This is a genomic window from Arthrobacter sp. ISL-72 (assembly GCF_018613755.1).
Taxonomy (GTDB): domain Bacteria; phylum Actinomycetota; class Actinomycetes; order Actinomycetales; family Micrococcaceae; genus Arthrobacter.
In genome coordinates this window covers 78,475-94,364 of the sequence record NZ_JAGGPP010000006.1, presented here as the reverse complement: position 1 = coordinate 94,364, position 15,890 = coordinate 78,475, and the positions used below count along the sequence as shown (strand labels likewise).

General features: G+C 65.6%; 11 protein-coding genes and 1 riboswitch. Of the genes, 1 reads left to right on the top strand and 10 read right to left on the bottom strand.

Annotated features, from left to right (window positions below):
* Positions 1-23: 23 nt before the first annotated feature.
* From proB to J7I92_RS05720, 6 genes are all read right to left on the bottom strand, one after another.
* Complete coding sequence (proB, locus tag J7I92_RS05745; protein WP_214839037.1) at positions 24-1,121, bottom strand: glutamate 5-kinase; 1,098 nt, start codon at positions 1,119-1,121, stop codon at positions 24-26.
* Positions 1,122-1,185: 64 nt separating this feature from the next.
* Positions 1,186-2,775, bottom strand: coding sequence for a GTPase ObgE (gene obgE, locus J7I92_RS05740; RefSeq protein WP_214838462.1), 1,590 nt, complete (start codon positions 2,773-2,775; stop codon positions 1,186-1,188).
* A gap of 117 nt (positions 2,776-2,892) precedes the next feature.
* A complete protein-coding gene (gene rpmA, locus J7I92_RS05735) occupies positions 2,893-3,156 on the bottom strand; it encodes a 50S ribosomal protein L27 (RefSeq protein ID WP_009372867.1) in 264 nt (87 codons plus the stop codon).
* A gap of 60 nt (positions 3,157-3,216) precedes the next feature.
* On the bottom strand, positions 3,217-3,525 hold the full coding sequence (gene rplU, locus J7I92_RS05730) for a 50S ribosomal protein L21 (protein WP_011692233.1): 309 nt from the start codon (positions 3,523-3,525) through the stop codon (positions 3,217-3,219).
* A gap of 324 nt (positions 3,526-3,849) precedes the next feature.
* On the bottom strand, positions 3,850-5,442 hold the full coding sequence (locus J7I92_RS05725; protein ID WP_214838460.1) for a bifunctional hydroxymethylpyrimidine kinase/phosphomethylpyrimidine kinase: 1,593 nt from the start codon (positions 5,440-5,442) through the stop codon (positions 3,850-3,852).
* Positions 5,425-5,522, bottom strand: a riboswitch (TPP riboswitch). (Overlaps the previous gene by 18 nt.)
* 106 nt (positions 5,523-5,628) lie before the next feature.
* Positions 5,629-9,009 (bottom strand): Rne/Rng family ribonuclease, encoded by a 3,381-nt coding sequence (locus J7I92_RS05720; protein ID WP_214838458.1) that lies wholly within the window; start codon positions 9,007-9,009, stop codon positions 5,629-5,631.
* A gap of 468 nt (positions 9,010-9,477) precedes the next feature.
* On the opposite strand from J7I92_RS05720, the gene J7I92_RS05715 reads away from it, so the two are divergent.
* Positions 9,478-10,146, top strand: coding sequence for a vitamin K epoxide reductase family protein (locus J7I92_RS05715; protein WP_214838456.1), 669 nt, complete (start codon positions 9,478-9,480; stop codon positions 10,144-10,146).
* Between the two features lie 83 nt (positions 10,147-10,229).
* Here the strand turns inward: J7I92_RS05715 and ndk are convergent, their stop codons facing one another.
* The 4 genes from ndk to ileS are packed head-to-tail and all read right to left on the bottom strand — an operon-like array spanning position 10,230 to position 15,880.
* A complete protein-coding gene (gene ndk / locus J7I92_RS05710; RefSeq protein WP_214838455.1) occupies positions 10,230-10,649 on the bottom strand; it encodes a nucleoside-diphosphate kinase in 420 nt (139 codons plus the stop codon).
* Positions 10,650-10,691: 42 nt separating this feature from the next.
* Positions 10,692-11,153 (bottom strand): DUF4233 domain-containing protein, encoded by a 462-nt coding sequence (locus J7I92_RS05705; RefSeq protein WP_214838452.1) that lies wholly within the window; start codon positions 11,151-11,153, stop codon positions 10,692-10,694.
* Positions 11,153-12,511 carry a folylpolyglutamate synthase/dihydrofolate synthase family protein gene (locus J7I92_RS05700; protein ID WP_214838451.1) on the bottom strand — a complete coding sequence of 453 codons (1,359 nt, stop codon included), beginning with the start codon at positions 12,509-12,511 and terminating at the stop codon, positions 11,153-11,155. Before J7I92_RS05700 ends, J7I92_RS05705 begins: the two co-directional genes overlap by 1 nt.
* Positions 12,512-12,514: 3 nt before the next feature.
* Positions 12,515-15,880 (bottom strand): isoleucine--tRNA ligase, encoded by a 3,366-nt coding sequence (gene ileS / locus J7I92_RS05695; RefSeq protein WP_214838449.1) that lies wholly within the window; start codon positions 15,878-15,880, stop codon positions 12,515-12,517.
* Positions 15,881-15,890 lie beyond the last annotated feature (10 nt).

Sequence of the window (15,890 nt, the reverse complement as noted above, 5' to 3'; positions counted from 1 at the left end):
TCAAGTCTAGGCGAATCTGCCGTCTAGACCAGAACGAGGTCATCAACGTGAACAACCTCACGGTCGAAGCCGCGGCCCAGGGACTCACCCAGTTCCACGGTGGAACGGCCCAGCATCTGCGGGAGTTCATCCGCCGAGTAGTTGACCAGGCCGCGGGCGATCACAGTGCCGTCCGGGGCAACCATTTCGACGGCGTCCCCGGATTCGAAGTGACCTTCGACTGACGTAATACCTGCCGGCAGCAGGGAGGCGCCGTTGTCGCGGACAGCCTTGACTGCCCCATTGTCCAGAAGCAGGCGGCCCTGCACGTGGGCAAGGTGGGCAAGCCACATCATCCGCACGGATTTGCGGCCGCTGTTGACCGAGAACCACGTTCCCACATCCTCACCGGCGAGGGCCGCAGCGGCGTTTCCCGTGGACGTAACCAAAGCGGGAATACCAGAATCGGCGGCCATGATGGCTGCTTCGACCTTCGTCTGCATGCCGCCGGTTCCCACTCCGGCCTTGCCGGGACTGCCGATGGACACGCCCTCAAGGTCCTGCGGGCCGTCAACCTGCCGAATCCGCTTGGCCCCCTTCGAGGGCGGGCCGTCATAAAGCGAGTCGACGTCGGAAAGCAGCACAAGCGCATCCGCGCGAACCAGGTGGGCAACAAGAGCCGAGAGCCGGTCGTTATCGCCGAAGCGGATCTTGTGGGTCGCAACGGTGTCATTCTCATTGACCACGGGAACAACGCCGAGGTTCAGCAAACGGTTCAGTGCCCGGAAGGCGTTCTGGTGATGGCTGCGCCGCATGAGGTCGTCGGCAGTCAGCAGCACCTGGCTCACCGTCACGCCGTGCGCTGCGAAGGCATGGGTGTAGCGGGCCATAAGGAGCCCCTGGCCCACGCTTGCGGCCGCCTGCTGAGTCGCGAGGTCCCGCGGACGCTTCACAAGACCCAGTGGTGCCAGGCCTGCGGAGATGGCACCGGAGGAAACAAGGATGATCTCCGTGCCTGCGTTGCACTTAGCGGCCAGCGCATTGGACAGCTCGATCAGCGCTTCTTCCGAGATTCCGCCCTTGATGCTGGTGAGCGATGACGAGCCGACCTTGACCACGATGCGCCGCGCCCTGGCGAGCATGCTGCGGTCGTCGGTCCTGGGTTCTTCGATGACAATTGCGGAATTATCGGTCACGTGTGGGGATTCACTCCTCATTTTCGGTGGTCAGTCCACTCTCCTGCAGCGGCCGTGCGGCACGTCGCCCGCTGACTGATTCGGTCCAGATACCGGCTTTGCGTTCGGCCTCGAGCTCTGCCCGGGCCGCGGCCTTGGCGTCGCGGCGTTCCTGCTGGTCTTCGCGCTTCTGACCGCGGGTGGGGCGATCGCCGATGTCGGCAAAGCGCACGTCGGTGCCGCGCGGCGACGCAAGCAGTTCCGCGCCGGCCATCATCGTGGGTTCCCAGTCGAAGACGACGCCGTCGTCTTCACCGATCACCACGGTGTCGCCGGGCTTGGCACCCTGCTTGAACAGCTCGTTCTCGACGCCGAGCTTGGCCAGCCGGTCTGCGAGGTAGCCAATGGCTTCCTCGTTGGTGAAGTCGGTCTGCTTGACCCAGCGAACGGGCTTGTCGCCCAGTACGCGGAACAGCGGCTCGAGATTCTTCTCCTCGCGGCGGATCTTGAAGCCGGCCTCGTTCACTGCGCGCGGGCGCAGCACGGGAGCGTGTACCTTGGGCGGCGTGGCAGCCACAGCGTCGCGGGCAGCCTTGACGATCTCTGCCATTGCGAAGCCCAGCTGGCGTAGCCCTTCATGGCTCGTCGCGGAGATCTCGAACACACGGTAGCCGCGGGATTCGAGCTCGGGCCGGACAAATTCAGCCATGTCCTTGCCGTCAGGCAGGTCGACCTTGTTGAGTGCCACCAGCCGGGGCCGGTGGTTCAGCGGGACAACCTCGCCGTCGGTGCCGGCGTAACTCATGTCAACCGCGTACTTTTCGAGTTCGGCTTCGATAATCGCGAGGTCGGAGAGCGGATCTCGGTCAGCTTCCAGCGTACCGCAGTCCAAAACGTGGACCAAAGCTGCGCACCGTTCCACGTGGCGGAGGAAGTGGTGGCCCAGGCCCTTGCCTTCGCTTGCTCCTTCGATGAGTCCAGGGACGTCGGCGATGGTGAAGCGGACGTCACCGGCCTGCACCACACCCAGGTTGGGGATCAGCGTGGTGAACGGGTAGTCCGCGATTTTGGGGCGGGCGGCGGACATCGCGGCAATGAGGCTGGATTTGCCAGCGGACGGGAAACCCACGAGGGCGATGTCCGCAATGGACTTCAGCTCCAGGACGATGTCACTGGACTCGCCTTCGATGCCGAGGAGGGCGAAGCCCGGAGCCCGGCGCTTCTGTGACGACAGCGCGGCATTACCCAGTCCGCCGATGCCGCCTGCGGCCGCGACGAACTCGGTGCCTTCGCCGACGAGGTCAGCCAGGACCCGGCCGTCCTTGGTCTTCACCACGGTGCCTTCCGGAACCGGCAGGACCAGGGTTTCGCCGTTCTTTCCGCCGCGCCAGTCGCCCATGCCCGGCCCGCCGTTGGTTGCGTGGCGGTGGGGCGCGTGGTGGTAGTCCAGCAGCGTGGTGGTCTGGGAGTCAACGCGTAGGATGACGTCTCCGCCGTCACCGCCGTTGCCACCGTCGGGACCGCCCAGGGGCTTGAACTTCTCGCGGTGGACGGAAACACAGCCGTGGCCGCCGGTACCGCCGGATACGTGCAGTACTACCCGGTCTACAAAGCTCGCCACGGTGAATCTCCTCTGTGCTTAACCTGACCGTCTTGGACGCCCAAATTGATTGTAATGCGGTTAAAAGACCAGTGGAGCGGGCCATCATGGCCCGCTCCACCGGTTCAGATCTTGTTGTTACTCTGCAGCTGCAGCAGCAACGATGTTCACGACTCGACGTCCGCGGCGGGTGCCGAACTCGACAGCGCCGGGGGTCAGGGCGAACAGGGTGTCGTCGCCGCCGCGGCCAACGCCGGCGCCCGGGTGGAAGTGGGTACCACGCTGGCGGACGATGATCTCGCCTGCGGAAACTACCTGGCCGCCGAAGCGCTTGACGCCGAGGTACTGGGCGTTGGAGTCACGACCGTTGCGAGTGGAGCTCGCGCCTTTTTTATGTGCCATTTGAAATGCCTGCCTTAAAAATTCTGGGGAATCTGCTGAAAACCTGAAAGTAACGGAAGGTTACTTGATACCGGTGATCTTGACCTTGGTCAGTTCCTGACGGTGACCCTGGCGCTTCTTGTACCCGGTCTTGTTCTTGAACTTCTGGATGACGATCTTCGGACCACGCAGGTCCTGAAGGATCTCAGCCGTAACCGTTACCTTGGCCAGGTCCGCAGCGGCAGACGTGACCTTGTCACCGTCTACCAGGAGCAGTGCGGGCAACTCAATGGTGCTGCCGGCTCCACCGGGGACGCGGTTCAGGGTAACGAAGTCTCCAACGGAAACCTTCTCTTGGCGGCCGCCTGCGCGGACAATCGCGTACACCACTGGGGAACTCACTTCTCTCGACGTTTATTACTAGATTTGCGTGCGGAACCTGGGTCCAATTGTTTGGCCTGGTTCACGCTGTGCCTCAACGCCGGTGGATTCCCCGGGGGAACCCATGAGTTATCCCAAGGACAATGCCATTTGGAATTCCAAACTGACTGTCCTGAGGTCATAACCCAAGTGTTGGCGTAAGCACCGAAGATCTAGAATACGCTAATTTTGCCTTCGGCCGCAAATGAGGCTGGCTCCGGCAGTAGTACGTGATAGGCGCCACTCCGTGTAAACCCAGAGTGCCGCTGCAACGACTTCCGGAACCGTGCCCCACTATCCTACCGGCTTTGCAACGTTCCGGGGTTCAGCGTGCAGACGCGGCGCGTCGAAGAAGTCCACCTCGTAGCGGCACGACTGCTGGAAGGCCAGGGTCATGGCCTGCCGTTCCGTTGCGGAGGCGGCCCTGGCGGCGTCGTCCATGATCCGAACGGCCTGCCGGGTCGCCGCGGCGAAGTCCTCGTCCGCGTAGGTCCGAAGCCAGTCGGCGTAGGGGTGGCCTGTGGGAGAACCTGCCGCCAGGAACTGCCCGTGAAGCGTGGCGCCCACCTCCGCGTACAGCCAGAAGCACGGGAGGACGGCGGCCACCAGCACGGCGTAGCTGCCGGCGGCTGACGAGGCCAGGAGGTGGTCAACGTAGGACTTGGTCACGGGCCCCAGCCCGGTATCCACAGTGCGGGTGCTGAGCCAGTTCCGGTGCAGCTCGGACTCGACTTCAAGGCATTGCTGGGCCGACCTCGCCCAGAACAGCTGCTCCGCCTCGGTCGGCGCGAGCGCGGTAGCCCGGGACAGCACCCTGGAATAGCCGTTCAGGTAGATGGCGTCCTGGGCGAGGTAGTAGGCAAAATGCTGCTCGGTGAGGGACCCCCCTGCCAGTGCGCGGATGAAGTCAAGGCGGTAGATGTCCTCCAGGTCCGCTTTGGCGTCCTGCCACAGAGCCGCAGCGAACTGCCCTTCGGCCGGAACGGCCTGGTCCTTTGGCGCCAGGTGATGGAAGTGGTGCACCGGACCGTTGCCCGTTCCCACCTCCAGCACTCGGGACTCCCGGAGCGCCCCCTGCAGCCACGGCTTCACCGCGCGCAGCGATGCCTCCCAGTCCCCCAGCCGCGCCTGGGCGGTGGCCATGGCCGAGGACAGCGAGCAGCCGGTCCCGTGGCTGTTCGTCGTTGCCACCCGCTCGCCGGGAACCTCCACAACGTCCTGGGCAAGCAGCCCACCGGTGTTGACCAGCGCGTCAGGGCATTCGCCGCCGTCAAGGTGCCCGCCCTTGACGAGCACGGTGGTTCCGGCTTGGGCGGCGAGCCGTTTGCCCTGGACGAGTGCAGCCTCCCAGTCGTCAGCAATGGGTTCGTTGAGCAGCATTGCGAGTTCCGCCAGGTTCGGTGTGATGAGGTCGGCGAGTGGCAGGAGTTCGCGCAGTTCCGCTTCGGCCGCCTCCTGCAGCAGACGGTCACCGCTGGTGGCGACCATAACAGGATCCAGAACCACGACGGCGGGACGGGACTTCCCCAGCCACTGGCGGACGGCGGCAATCACCGCGGAGTCCCCCAGCATGCCGATCTTGACGGCGTCAATGCTGATGTCGTCGCTGATGGCCTCCAGCTGGGCAGTCAGGAATTCCGCCGGGGGAACGTGGACGGCCCGGACGCCCCGCGTATTCTGCGCCGTCAGGGCCGTGATGGCAGCCATGCCGTAGCCGCCGTTGGCGGCAATGCTTTTGAGGTCGGCCTGGATACCGGCCCCACCGGACGGGTCGGAGCCGGCGATCGCCAGCACGCGTGGTGTAGTGCGCAGGCCAGGGGCCCCGGATGGTGCCGGGGTTGACCGGGAGGCCGGAGTGGGCAGGAATGATGAAGACAAAGGAGACATCCCTTCGCCGGTGCTAACCGGACAGGTTCTACGGGTGTTGATCTCAGCCGGCCCTGTGCGCGGCACCCCGTGTCAGTCCCCCTAGCCTAGCTGTTTCCCCGAAACGAACTCACGGATGCAGCCCGAAAGCGGCGTATTGCTACGCAGCTCCCGGGCGGCACCCGCGTTGTCAGCCGGCTGGTGGGCTCAGAGTTCCGAAGCCGGGACTCCGACGCCCAGGATGATGGGCTCGCTGGCCGGTGCCTTGACGGCGTCCTTCTTGGCCGGTTCCGGTGCCTTCGCCTCGTGGGTGTGGCCGCCTGGGGCTACCGGAGCTGTCTCGTGGTGTTCCACCGAGGTCTCGTTCGCTGCGCCCTGGGCACGGCTCGCGCTCCGGTTCCGGCGGGGACGGCGTGCCCGGCCCTGCACCGCAGTGTGATCGGTGTAGTCCGGTTCGGCGGCCTGCGCTGATGGGGCCTGTGCTGCGGCGGCCTGCGCTGCCGGGGCCTGGACTGCCGGAGCCGGCTGTTCGGCCGGTGCCTCCGGGCTCACAACCGGGGCAGCAGGTTCGCCAAGGTGTGCAAACGCCTCGGCCAGGCGGTCAAGGGTCAGGCTGGCAGCAGTTGCCGGCGCCTCTCCTGCGTGCTCGACAAACGGCAGCGCTACCTTTTCGCCGCCGAACGTCAGCACGGCAGCGGGACGTCCTGCTGCCGCCGTCTCAGTCTCCGATACCTTTTCCGGCCGCGCTGTGCCGGGTGCCGGCCGGAGCGGTGAGGACTGGGCGGGAGCGGGGTGAGCCGGTGCTGGCTGGGCGAGTGCATCCTGTCCCGCGGCAGCACCGAGGACGCCCGATGCCTGTCCGGAGGGACCCGCCGCAGCGGGGGCTGCATGGCCGGTCTCGGCGTCGTGCAGGTGGGCGGCGTGTGCCGCGGCGGCGATGTTCGCCAGTGCCAGGCGCGTAGCTTCAGCCTTGGCGTGCCGTTCGGCGTCGGTGGGCTCGTGGTGGACCTGGGCCGGCATCGACGGTGCGGCTTCGGGAATAAGCTGGCCGCCCTTGCCGCGGCGGCGGCTCTTGCGCTCCGTGCGGACGGGCTGCTGCTGCGTTTCCGTCCGCTGCACGTGGTGCTCCGCGGCAACGGTGTTGGCGCGGCGGTGTTCCACCGGCTCGTCATGGGTGACGACGCCGCGGCCGGCGCACACCTCGCACTGCTCGCCAAAGACTTCCAGCAGCCCGGTGCCCATCCGCTTGCGGGTCATCTGTACCAGGCCCAGCGAGGTCACTTCCGCGACCTGGTGCTTGGTCCTGTCACGGCCCAGGCACTCCACCATTCGGCGCAGCACGAGGTCGCGGTTCGATTCCAGCACCATGTCGATGAAGTCGATGACGATGATGCCGCCGATGTCGCGCAGGCGAAGCTGGCGCACCACTTCCTCGGCCGCTTCCAGGTTGTTCTTGGTGACGGTTTCCTCGAGGTTGCCGCCGCTGCCGGTGAACTTGCCGGTGTTGACGTCCACCACGGTCATGGCTTCGGTGCGGTCAATGACGAGGGAGCCGCCGGAGGGCAGGAAGACCTTGCGGTCCAGCGCCTTGTGGATCTGTTCATCGATCCGCCAGGCCGAGAAGATGTCCGTATCCTTGGTCCACTTTTCGAGCCGTCCCACCAGGTCCGGGGCGACGTAGGTCACGTACGCCTCGATGGTGTCCCAGGCCTCCTCGCCCGAGACGATGAGCTTGGAGAAGTCCTCGTTGAAGACGTCCCGGACCACCTTGATGGTGAGGTCTGGTTCGCCGTAGAGGACCTCCGGGGCGAGGATCTTGGTGGACGTGGCCTGGCTTTCGATGCCTTCCCACTGGGCACGCAGGCGGTTGATGTCGTGCGTGAGCTCTTCCTCTGATGCGCCCTCAGCAGCGGTGCGGACGATCACGCCGGCGTCTTCCGGCAGGCGGTCCTTGAGGATCCGCTTGAGGCGGTTGCGCTCGACGTCGGGCAGCTTGCGGGAGATGCCGGTCATCGAGCCGCCGGGAACGTACACAAGGTAGCGGCCGGGCAGGGAAATCTGGCTGGTCAGGCGCGCACCCTTGTGGCCCACCGGGTCCTTGGTGACCTGGACCAGCACGGAGTCGCCGGACTTCAGCGCGTTCTCGATCCGGCGCTGCTTGCCTTCGAGGTTAACTGCTTCCCAATTGACTTCACCGGCGTACAGCACCGCGTTGCGGCCGCGTCCGATGTCCACGAAGGCAGCTTCCATGGAGGGCAGCACATTCTGCACCTTGCCCAGGTAGACGTTGCCGATCAATGAATCCTGCTGAGTCTTGGAGACAAAGTGCTCGGCCAGGACGCCGTCTTCCAGGACGCCGATCTGGATTCTGTCGTCGCGCTGGCGGACGATCATCTGGCGGTCCACGGATTCACGGCGTGCCAGGAACTCAGCCTCGGTGATCACCGTGCGGCGGCGGCCGGTGTCGCGGGATTCGCGGCGGCGCTGCTTCTTGGCCTCGAGCCGGGTGGAGCCCTTCACGGACGTCACGCGGTTGCTGACCGGTGCCTCGCTGATTGCGCGGGGGGCACGGACCCGGGTCACGGTGTTGGGCGGGTCGTCATCTCCTCCGCCGGTCAACTCAAGGTCCTGGTCGCCGCGGCGGCGGCGACGACGACGGCGAGACGTCACGCCGTCGTCCGCAGTCCGGGTGGACTCCTCATCGGCGTCCTCGTCACCGGCGGCGCCTTCGGCAACTTCAGTATCGCCGGCAGCATCCCGGTCCGTCACGCGGCTGCGGCCACGGCGTCCGCGGCTGCGGCGGCGGCGGGGGCCGCCGGCGTCAACGTCGCCGTCTTCGTCTGTCTCTTCCTCGTCGGCTTCTTCGACGGCAGCAGGGGTGGCTGCCGGGCGGACCACGGTGCTCAGGTCGGGTGCCTGGAAAATCATGGACGTGACTGAGCCGGGCTCGAGGAACAGCGCACCGACCGGGCTGGCCGCTTCGGCCGCTGCGGGCTGCTCGGGCTCGGTCTGCGCGGCCTCGGCCTTCACGGGAGGGGCCTGATCCTGCGCAGCTGCTTGCGGTTCGGCCGGAGCCTGCGCTTCGGCGCCCACTACTTCTTCCTCCGCCGCCGACTCGACAAGGGGCGCGGCGTCAACGGACTCGGCATCCCGGGCGGGAGCAGGCTCAGCTGCCAGCTCGGCGTCGGCCGCTTTTGCGGGGGCTTTGGCGCGCGAGGCGCGGCGCCGAACGGGCTTTTCAACAACGTCCTGGGCGAGGGCTTCATCCGCCGGGATTGCCTCTGCCGGGGCCACGTCGCTCTGCGTGGCCTCAACCTGCGTGGCGTCGTCGGCGAACACCGGAAGCGGCTCGGCAGGCTCTACTTTCTTGCGGGAGCGGCTGCGGCGCGCCGGCGGCTTTTCCTCGGCGGCGGCCTCTGCCTCCGTAGCTTCGCCCGGAACTGCCCCTGCTTCGCCAGCTTCGACGGCCTCCGCCTTCGGGGCGGCCTTTCGTCTGGTCCGGGTGGCCCTCTTGGGAGCTTCGGACGCTGCCGCCTCAGCGCTGGCGGCGGTTTCTTCATTAACGGCTAGAACCTGGTCATTATCCATATGTGGCGACACTCCTGCCCCTGACGCACCGCCACATCCGGCACCCATTGGGGCACATATTGTCAAAACCCGCAGGCGTTGACAGAAGTCAATTGGATACCCTCAGGTTCGCACCGGCAGTGGGGTGCGGCAGCCCTGGAGGGCCGGCAGCGTTGTTCTGAAACCCGTTGTTCCGCAAAGCCACAACCAGGTGCCGTCCAATGGCATTGCGGGAAAGCCGGGATCTATCGTGGATCCGGAGCGTACCCTGCTCATCATTGGCGGTCTTACAAACAAGCAACCGGACCGGAATTCGAATGTGGATCGTATTCCAGCCAGCTTCATTCTCTCATACGCTCACTCAAACACGCGGGATGCGGGGGCATCCGTATACGCGCAAAGCGCGGCGGCCGGACTCTGTGGGGCCCGTCCAGCCTCCGGCGTTACAATCAGGGCGAGGAGCCCTCGAGAAAAAGGACGCAACATCCCATGCCCAGCATCTCCAATTCCACGCAGAACAACCGGGTGGACGGCCTCCAAGAGCGGGAAGCGGGCCGGGAAGGCCTGCCTCCCATGACCCGGGACAAGCAGTTCGGATGGCTGCTGGTGATCACCGGCGTCGTCGGCTGGCTGGCTTCAGGCGCCCTGGTCCTGGAGAAACTTGAGGTTCTCAAGGACCCGAACCACGTCACGGCGTGCGACATCAATCCGTGGGTCTCCTGCGGAGCCGTGATGCAGACATGGCAGAGTTCGGTGTTCGGCTTCCCCAACATGTTTATTGGCATCGTGGCGTTTGCCGTCGTGATCACCACGGGCGTGGCTGTCCTTGCCGGTGCGAAGTTTGCCCGCTGGTACTGGCTTGGCCTGCAGGCCGGTGTGACGCTGGGCTTCGCTTTCGTGGTGTGGCTGTGGTCGCAGGCCCTCTACACCATCCACATCCTCTGCCCGTTCTGCATGGTGGTCTGGGCCGCGATGATTCCGCTCTTTGTCTGGGTCACGGCAAGGAACATCACGCACGGAGTCATCAAGGTTCCGGCAGGCCCTGCAAGGATCGTGGGCGACTCCGGCTGGATCATCACGGCGCTGCTGTACGTGGCAGTAATCGCCACCATCTTCTTCGCCTTCATCCAGGTGTTCATCGGGACGTCCGGGTACTAAGCGCCCAAAGCGCGAACGAACAGTTGAGGCCCCCGCTTCTCAAAGAAACGGGGGCCTCAACTGTACGCTCGCGCTGGTGGCTGTTAGTCCTGGAACCAGATCTTGATCTCGCGCTCGGCGGACTCGACGGAGTCGGAGCCGTGCACCAGGTTCTGCTGGACCTTCAGGCCCCAGTCGCGGCCGAAGTCGCCGCGGATGGTGCCGGGCGCCGCCGTCGTTGGGTCCGTGGTGCCGGCGAGGGAACGGAAGCCCTCGATGACGCGGTGGCCTTCGAAGATCGCGGCGACAACCGGTCCGCTGAGCATGAACTCCACGAGCGGCTCGTAGAACGGCTTGCCCACGTGCTCCTCGTAGTGCTGCTCCAGCAGTTCGCGGCTGGCATCGACCTTCTTAAGCTCGGTCAGGGTGTAGCCCTTGGCTTCGATCCGGCCGAGGATGGCGCCGGTCAGGCTACGGGTCACGCCGTCGGGCTTAATCAGGACGAGGGTGCGCTCAACGCTCACAGCTGCTCCAAAAATGTTGTGGGTGGGGGTTTCTTGGTTAGTCTACGGGGTCTGGGCGGTGCCTTCATTGCCGGCAGCCGGGTGCTCGGCTTCCCAGGCGGCCTGCTCGCGGTCGCGCTGGGCGGCTTCGCGGTCGATCCTGATGCCGGTGCGGATGCCGTACCACCAGGCCACCGCAAAGAGGATTCCGACCACGAACATCATGGGCTCAATGAATCCGGTGAAGATCAGGACGAGCTGCAGGATCCAGCCCAGTGCCACACCCCAGGGCTTGGACAGCACCGCGCACGTGAGCACGAGCACCAGGCTGAGCCCGATGCCCACCGAGAGAATCACGGCCGGGGGGAACTCGTCGCGCCGGAGTCCGAAGACCGCCAGCGTGGCGAAGAATGCAACGAACCCTTCGAGCACCAGGACCGTGGAGGCGAACATGACCTTGGTGGAGCGCCGCTTCTTGGGCATGCCCGGCCGCCATTCCCGCTGCGCCTTGGTGAGCCGTGCCATCAGGCGTCCGTCTTTCCGAGCAGGATTCGGGCTTCCGCCACGAGCGTGATGGAACCGGTGACCAGGACGCCACCGGCAAGGTCCTCATTGGATTCGGCGTGCTCCACAGCCCATTCCAGGGCGTCGTCCAGTTTTTCGGCAACGTGGATGTTCTCCTCACCGAAGCCAAGGTCCAGCGCGAGTTCGGCGAGGTCCTCGGCCGGAACTGCCCTGGGTGAGTTGGACTGCGTGAAGCAGTATTCGGCGGCGAGGTCGCCGAGGGACTCCTTCAGCTGGCGGAGGATCTCCTCGGCGTCCTTCTCTTTCAGGACGCCCACAACCACCACAAGTTTGGTGAAGCTGAAGGCTTCGTGGATGGCCTCGGCCGAGACCCGGATGCCCTCCGGGTTGTGGCCGGCGTCCACGATGATGGTCGGGGCGGTCCGGACTACTTCGAGGCGGCCCGGGGACGTGACGGAAGCGAAGGCCTCCTGCAGGACCTCGGCGTCGAGCGCCTTCTCCCCGCCGAAGAACGCTTCCAGGGCGGCGATCGCGACGGCGACATTCTCCGCCTGGTGCGCTCCGTGCAGCGGAACGAGCAAGTCCTCGTACCGTCCCGCAAGGCCCTGGATCGTGACCACCTGGCCGCCGACGGCAACGGTCCGGGATTCGACGCCGAATTCCACGCCTTCAAACCGGTACGGCACCTGGACTTCGCGGGCCTTTTCGAGCAGGACCTGCGCGGCATCGACGGGCTGCGCGGCGCTGACCAGGAAGCCGCCGGGCTTGATGATCCCGGCCTTTTCGTGGGCGATTTCTTCCGTGGTGTCTCCGAGAAGATCGGTGTGGTCCAGCGAAATGGGAGTCACCACGGCCACCTGGCCATCGCCGACGTTGGTGGCGTCGGTGATGCCGCCGAGGCCCACCTCCATGATGGCCACGTTGACAGGCTGGTCGGCGAATACGGCGAAGCCCAGGATGGTGAGGCACTCAAAGTAGGTCAGCCGCGGCTGGCCGTCGGCCACCAGCTCGTTGTCCACGATTTCGAGGTACGGCCGGATTTCGTCCCAGATCCGGACGAACGTCTCATCGGACACCGGAGCGCCGTCGATGCTGATCCGCTCGGTCACCTTGGACAAGTGCGGGCTGGTGTAGCGGCCGGTGCTCAGGCCGTGGGCACGCAGCCCCGCCTCGATCATCCGCGCCGTGGACGTCTTGCCGTTGGTGCCGGTGACGTGGATGATCGGGAACGCCTTGTTGGGCTCACCCAGCACATCCATGGCCCGGAACAGCGGCGCGAGGCGCGGCTCCATCTTGTTTTCCGGCGCCCGGCCCAGCAGCTCGGCGTAGACGCTCTCCACGGAGAATTCGTCGGTCATGTTCTAGGCCTCTACTTTTTCGACGGTGACCCGCGGCTCTGCGGAATCTTCCGCGAGGGTTCCCAAGTCCACGGTCAGGGTTTCGGTCTTGATAAGTCCGGCATTGGCCTCCAGTGCGTCGATGACGCTCTGCGCCGCCGTGACGGTGGTACGAATCCGGTCGCTGACGTTCAGTCCAGCGTCCTTCCGCGCCTGCTGGATGGCACGGACCATGTCCCGGGCCAGGCCCTCGGCCTCCAGTTCCGGGGTGACCTCGGTGTTGAGGACCACGAATCCGCCGCCCGGCAGCACGGCGGCCGCGCGGGAACCTGCTCCCTCTGCAGCTTCCGCCACCACGGTTTCCAAGGTATATTCCTGCGGCTCCAGCTCGAGTCCGCCGGCAGTTACCACGCCGGCTTCGGAAACGGACCAGTCGCCGGATTTGGAGCCCTTGATGGCCTGCTGGACGTTCTTGCCCAGGCGCGGACCGGCGGCGCGGGCGTTGACCACCAGCTTCTGTTCGATGCCGAACTCCTCCGGGGAAGCGCTCTCGGCGTCGAGCAGGCGGACGGACCGCAGGTTCAGTTCATCCGCGACGACGGCGGCAAAGCCTCCAAGCGCATCCGCGCCGGGTGCCACGACAGTGAGTTCCTGCAGCGGCAGGCGGACGCGCAGGTTCGCAGCCTTGCGGAGCGACGATCCGGTGGAGCAGATCTGCTGCACCCGGTCCATCGCCTCCACGAGCGCGGCGTTGGCCGGGAAGAGCCCCGCGTCCGGCCAGTCGGCGAGGTGCACGGAGCGGCCGCCCGTGAGGCCGCGCCAGATTTCCTCGGAAACCAGCGGCAGCAGGGACGCCGACACCCGGCAGACGGCTTCGAGCGCGGTGTAGAGCGCGTCGAAGGCGTCGGTGCTCTCGTCGAAGAAGCGCTGACGGCTGCGGCGCACATACCAGTTGGTGAGCATATCCAGGTAGCTGCGCAGTTCGTCGCAGGCACCGGAGATGTCGTAGCTGTCCAGCTGCGCGGTCATGTTGCGGACCAAGTCCCCGGTGTTGGCCATGAGGTACTGGTCCAGCGTGTCCGTGTAGCCGTCGTAGCGCAGCTTGGCGTCATACCCGGAGGCTGTTCCGTCCACTGCATTAGCGGCGTTCGTGTACAGCGTGAAGAAGCTGTAAACGTTCCAGAGCGGCAGGATGACCTGGCGGACGCCGTCGCGGATTCCCTGTTCGGTGACCACAAGGTTGCCACCCCGCAGTATGGGACTGGACATCAGGAACCAGCGCATCGCGTCGGAACCGTCGCGGTCCAGGACCTCGGACACGTCCGGGTAGTTGCGCAGGCTCTTGGACATCTTCTGTCCGTCCGAGCCCAGAACGATGCCATGGCTGATGACGTTGCGGAAGGCAGGGCGGTCGAACAGCGCCGTGGACAGGATATGCAGCATATAGAACCAGCCGCGCGTCTGGCCGATGTACTCCACGATGAAGTCGGCAGGGTTGTGGGTGTCGAACCATTCCTCGTTCTGGAACGGGTAGTGGACCTGGCCGTAGGGCATGGAGCCGGAGTCGAACCAGACGTCCAGGACGTCCTCGACGCGGCGCATCACGGACTGGCCCTCTTCCGGGGTCCGCGGGTCGTCCGGGTTCGGGCGGGTCAGTTCGTCGATGAACGGCCGGTGCAGGTCTACCTGGCCGTCCTGGTTCAGCGGGAGCCGGCCGAAGTCGGCTTCGATTTCAGCAAGCGAGCCGTAGACGTCGGTGCGCGGGTATTCGGGGTCGCTGGACTGCCACACCGGGATGGGGCTGCCCCAGTAGCGGTTGCGGCTGATGGACCAGTCGCGGGCGTTGGCGAGCCACTTGCCGAACTGGCCGTCCTTGACGTTCCCGGGGATCCAGTTGATCTCCTGGTTCAGCTCGGACATGCGGTCCTTGAATTTGGTGACTTCCACGTACCAGGAGGACACCGCACGGTAGATCAGCGGGTTGCGGCAGCGCCAGCAGTGCGGGTAGCTGTGCTCGTAGCTCGCCTGGCGGACCAGTCGGCCCTGGGCGCGGAGGACCTGGGTGATGGGCTTGTTGGCCTCGAACACCTGCAGGCCCACGATGTCGTGAAGGTCGCCGTGCGAGAAGAGCGGCAGGAATTTCGCGCCTTCGTCCACGGACAGAACCACGGGGATGCCGGCCTCTTCACAGACCTTCTGGTCATCCTCACCGTAGGCGGGCGCCTGGTGGACAATGCCGGTGCCGTCGGTGGTGGTGACATAATCGGCAACCAGGAAGCGCCAGGCGTTCTGGGTGCCGAACTTTTCGGTGTCACTGAAGTCGTTCCAGAGCGGCTGGTACTGCAGGCCTTCCAGCTCCGCGCCCGTGTAGGTGGCGGTTACCGCGGCCTCGGCAGCTTCAACTCCGGCAGTGCCGTCGCCGTAGCCCAGATCCTTGGCATAGGTGCCCAGCAGGTCAGCGGCCAGCAGGAAGCTCCCGGCAACCGGAGCTTCGGCGGCAGCCGCCTTGATGCCGTTCGGCCCCGCAGGCAGGACCGCGTACGCGATGGACGGCCCGACGGCGAGCGCCAGGTTGGTGGGCAGCGTCCAGGGCGTGGTGGTCCAAGCGAGCGCCTGCACACCGGCAAGCTTCTTCGACAGCTCCGACTCCCCGGCCGTGATGGGGAAAGTCACGGTGACGGTCTGGTCCTGGCGGTTCTTGTAGACGTCGTCATCCATCCGCAGCTCATGGTTGGACAGCGGAGTCTCGTCCTTCCAGCAGTACGGCAGGACGCGGTAGCCGTTGTAGGTCAGGCCCTTTTCATGCAGCTGCTTGAAGGCCCAGAGCACGGACTCCATGTACTCGACGTTGAGGGTCTTGTAGTCGTTGTCGAAGTCCACCCAGCGGGCCTGGCGGGTGACATAGCTCTTCCACTCGTCCGCGTACTTCATCACCGAGGCGCGGCAGGCGTCGTTGAACTTGTCGATGCCCATGGCCTCGATCTGCGTCTTGTCCGTCATGCCCAGCTGCTTCATGGCTTCCAGCTCGGCGGGGAGGCCGTGGGTATCCCAGCCGAAGCGGCGCTCCACGCGGCGGCCGCGTTGCGTCTGGTAGCGGCCCACCAGGTCCTTGGCGTAGCCGGTCAGGAGGTGGCCATAGTGCGGCAGGCCGTTTGCGAAGGGAGGACCGTCGTAGAAGACGAATTCGTTGCTGCCGGTGGCGCCGCCGGGAAGGTCGGCGCTTCGCTGGTCGATGCTCGCCTGGAAGGTGCCGTCCTGGTCCCAGTACTTGAGGATGCGCTCTTCGATCTCCGGAAACTTCACGGAGGCCGAAACACCGGAGGTGTTGGAAGCAGAGGTGCTGGCGGCGGTGCCTGACGGTGCGGCTGAGGCCTTGGGGTAATAGGTCATCTCGACATCC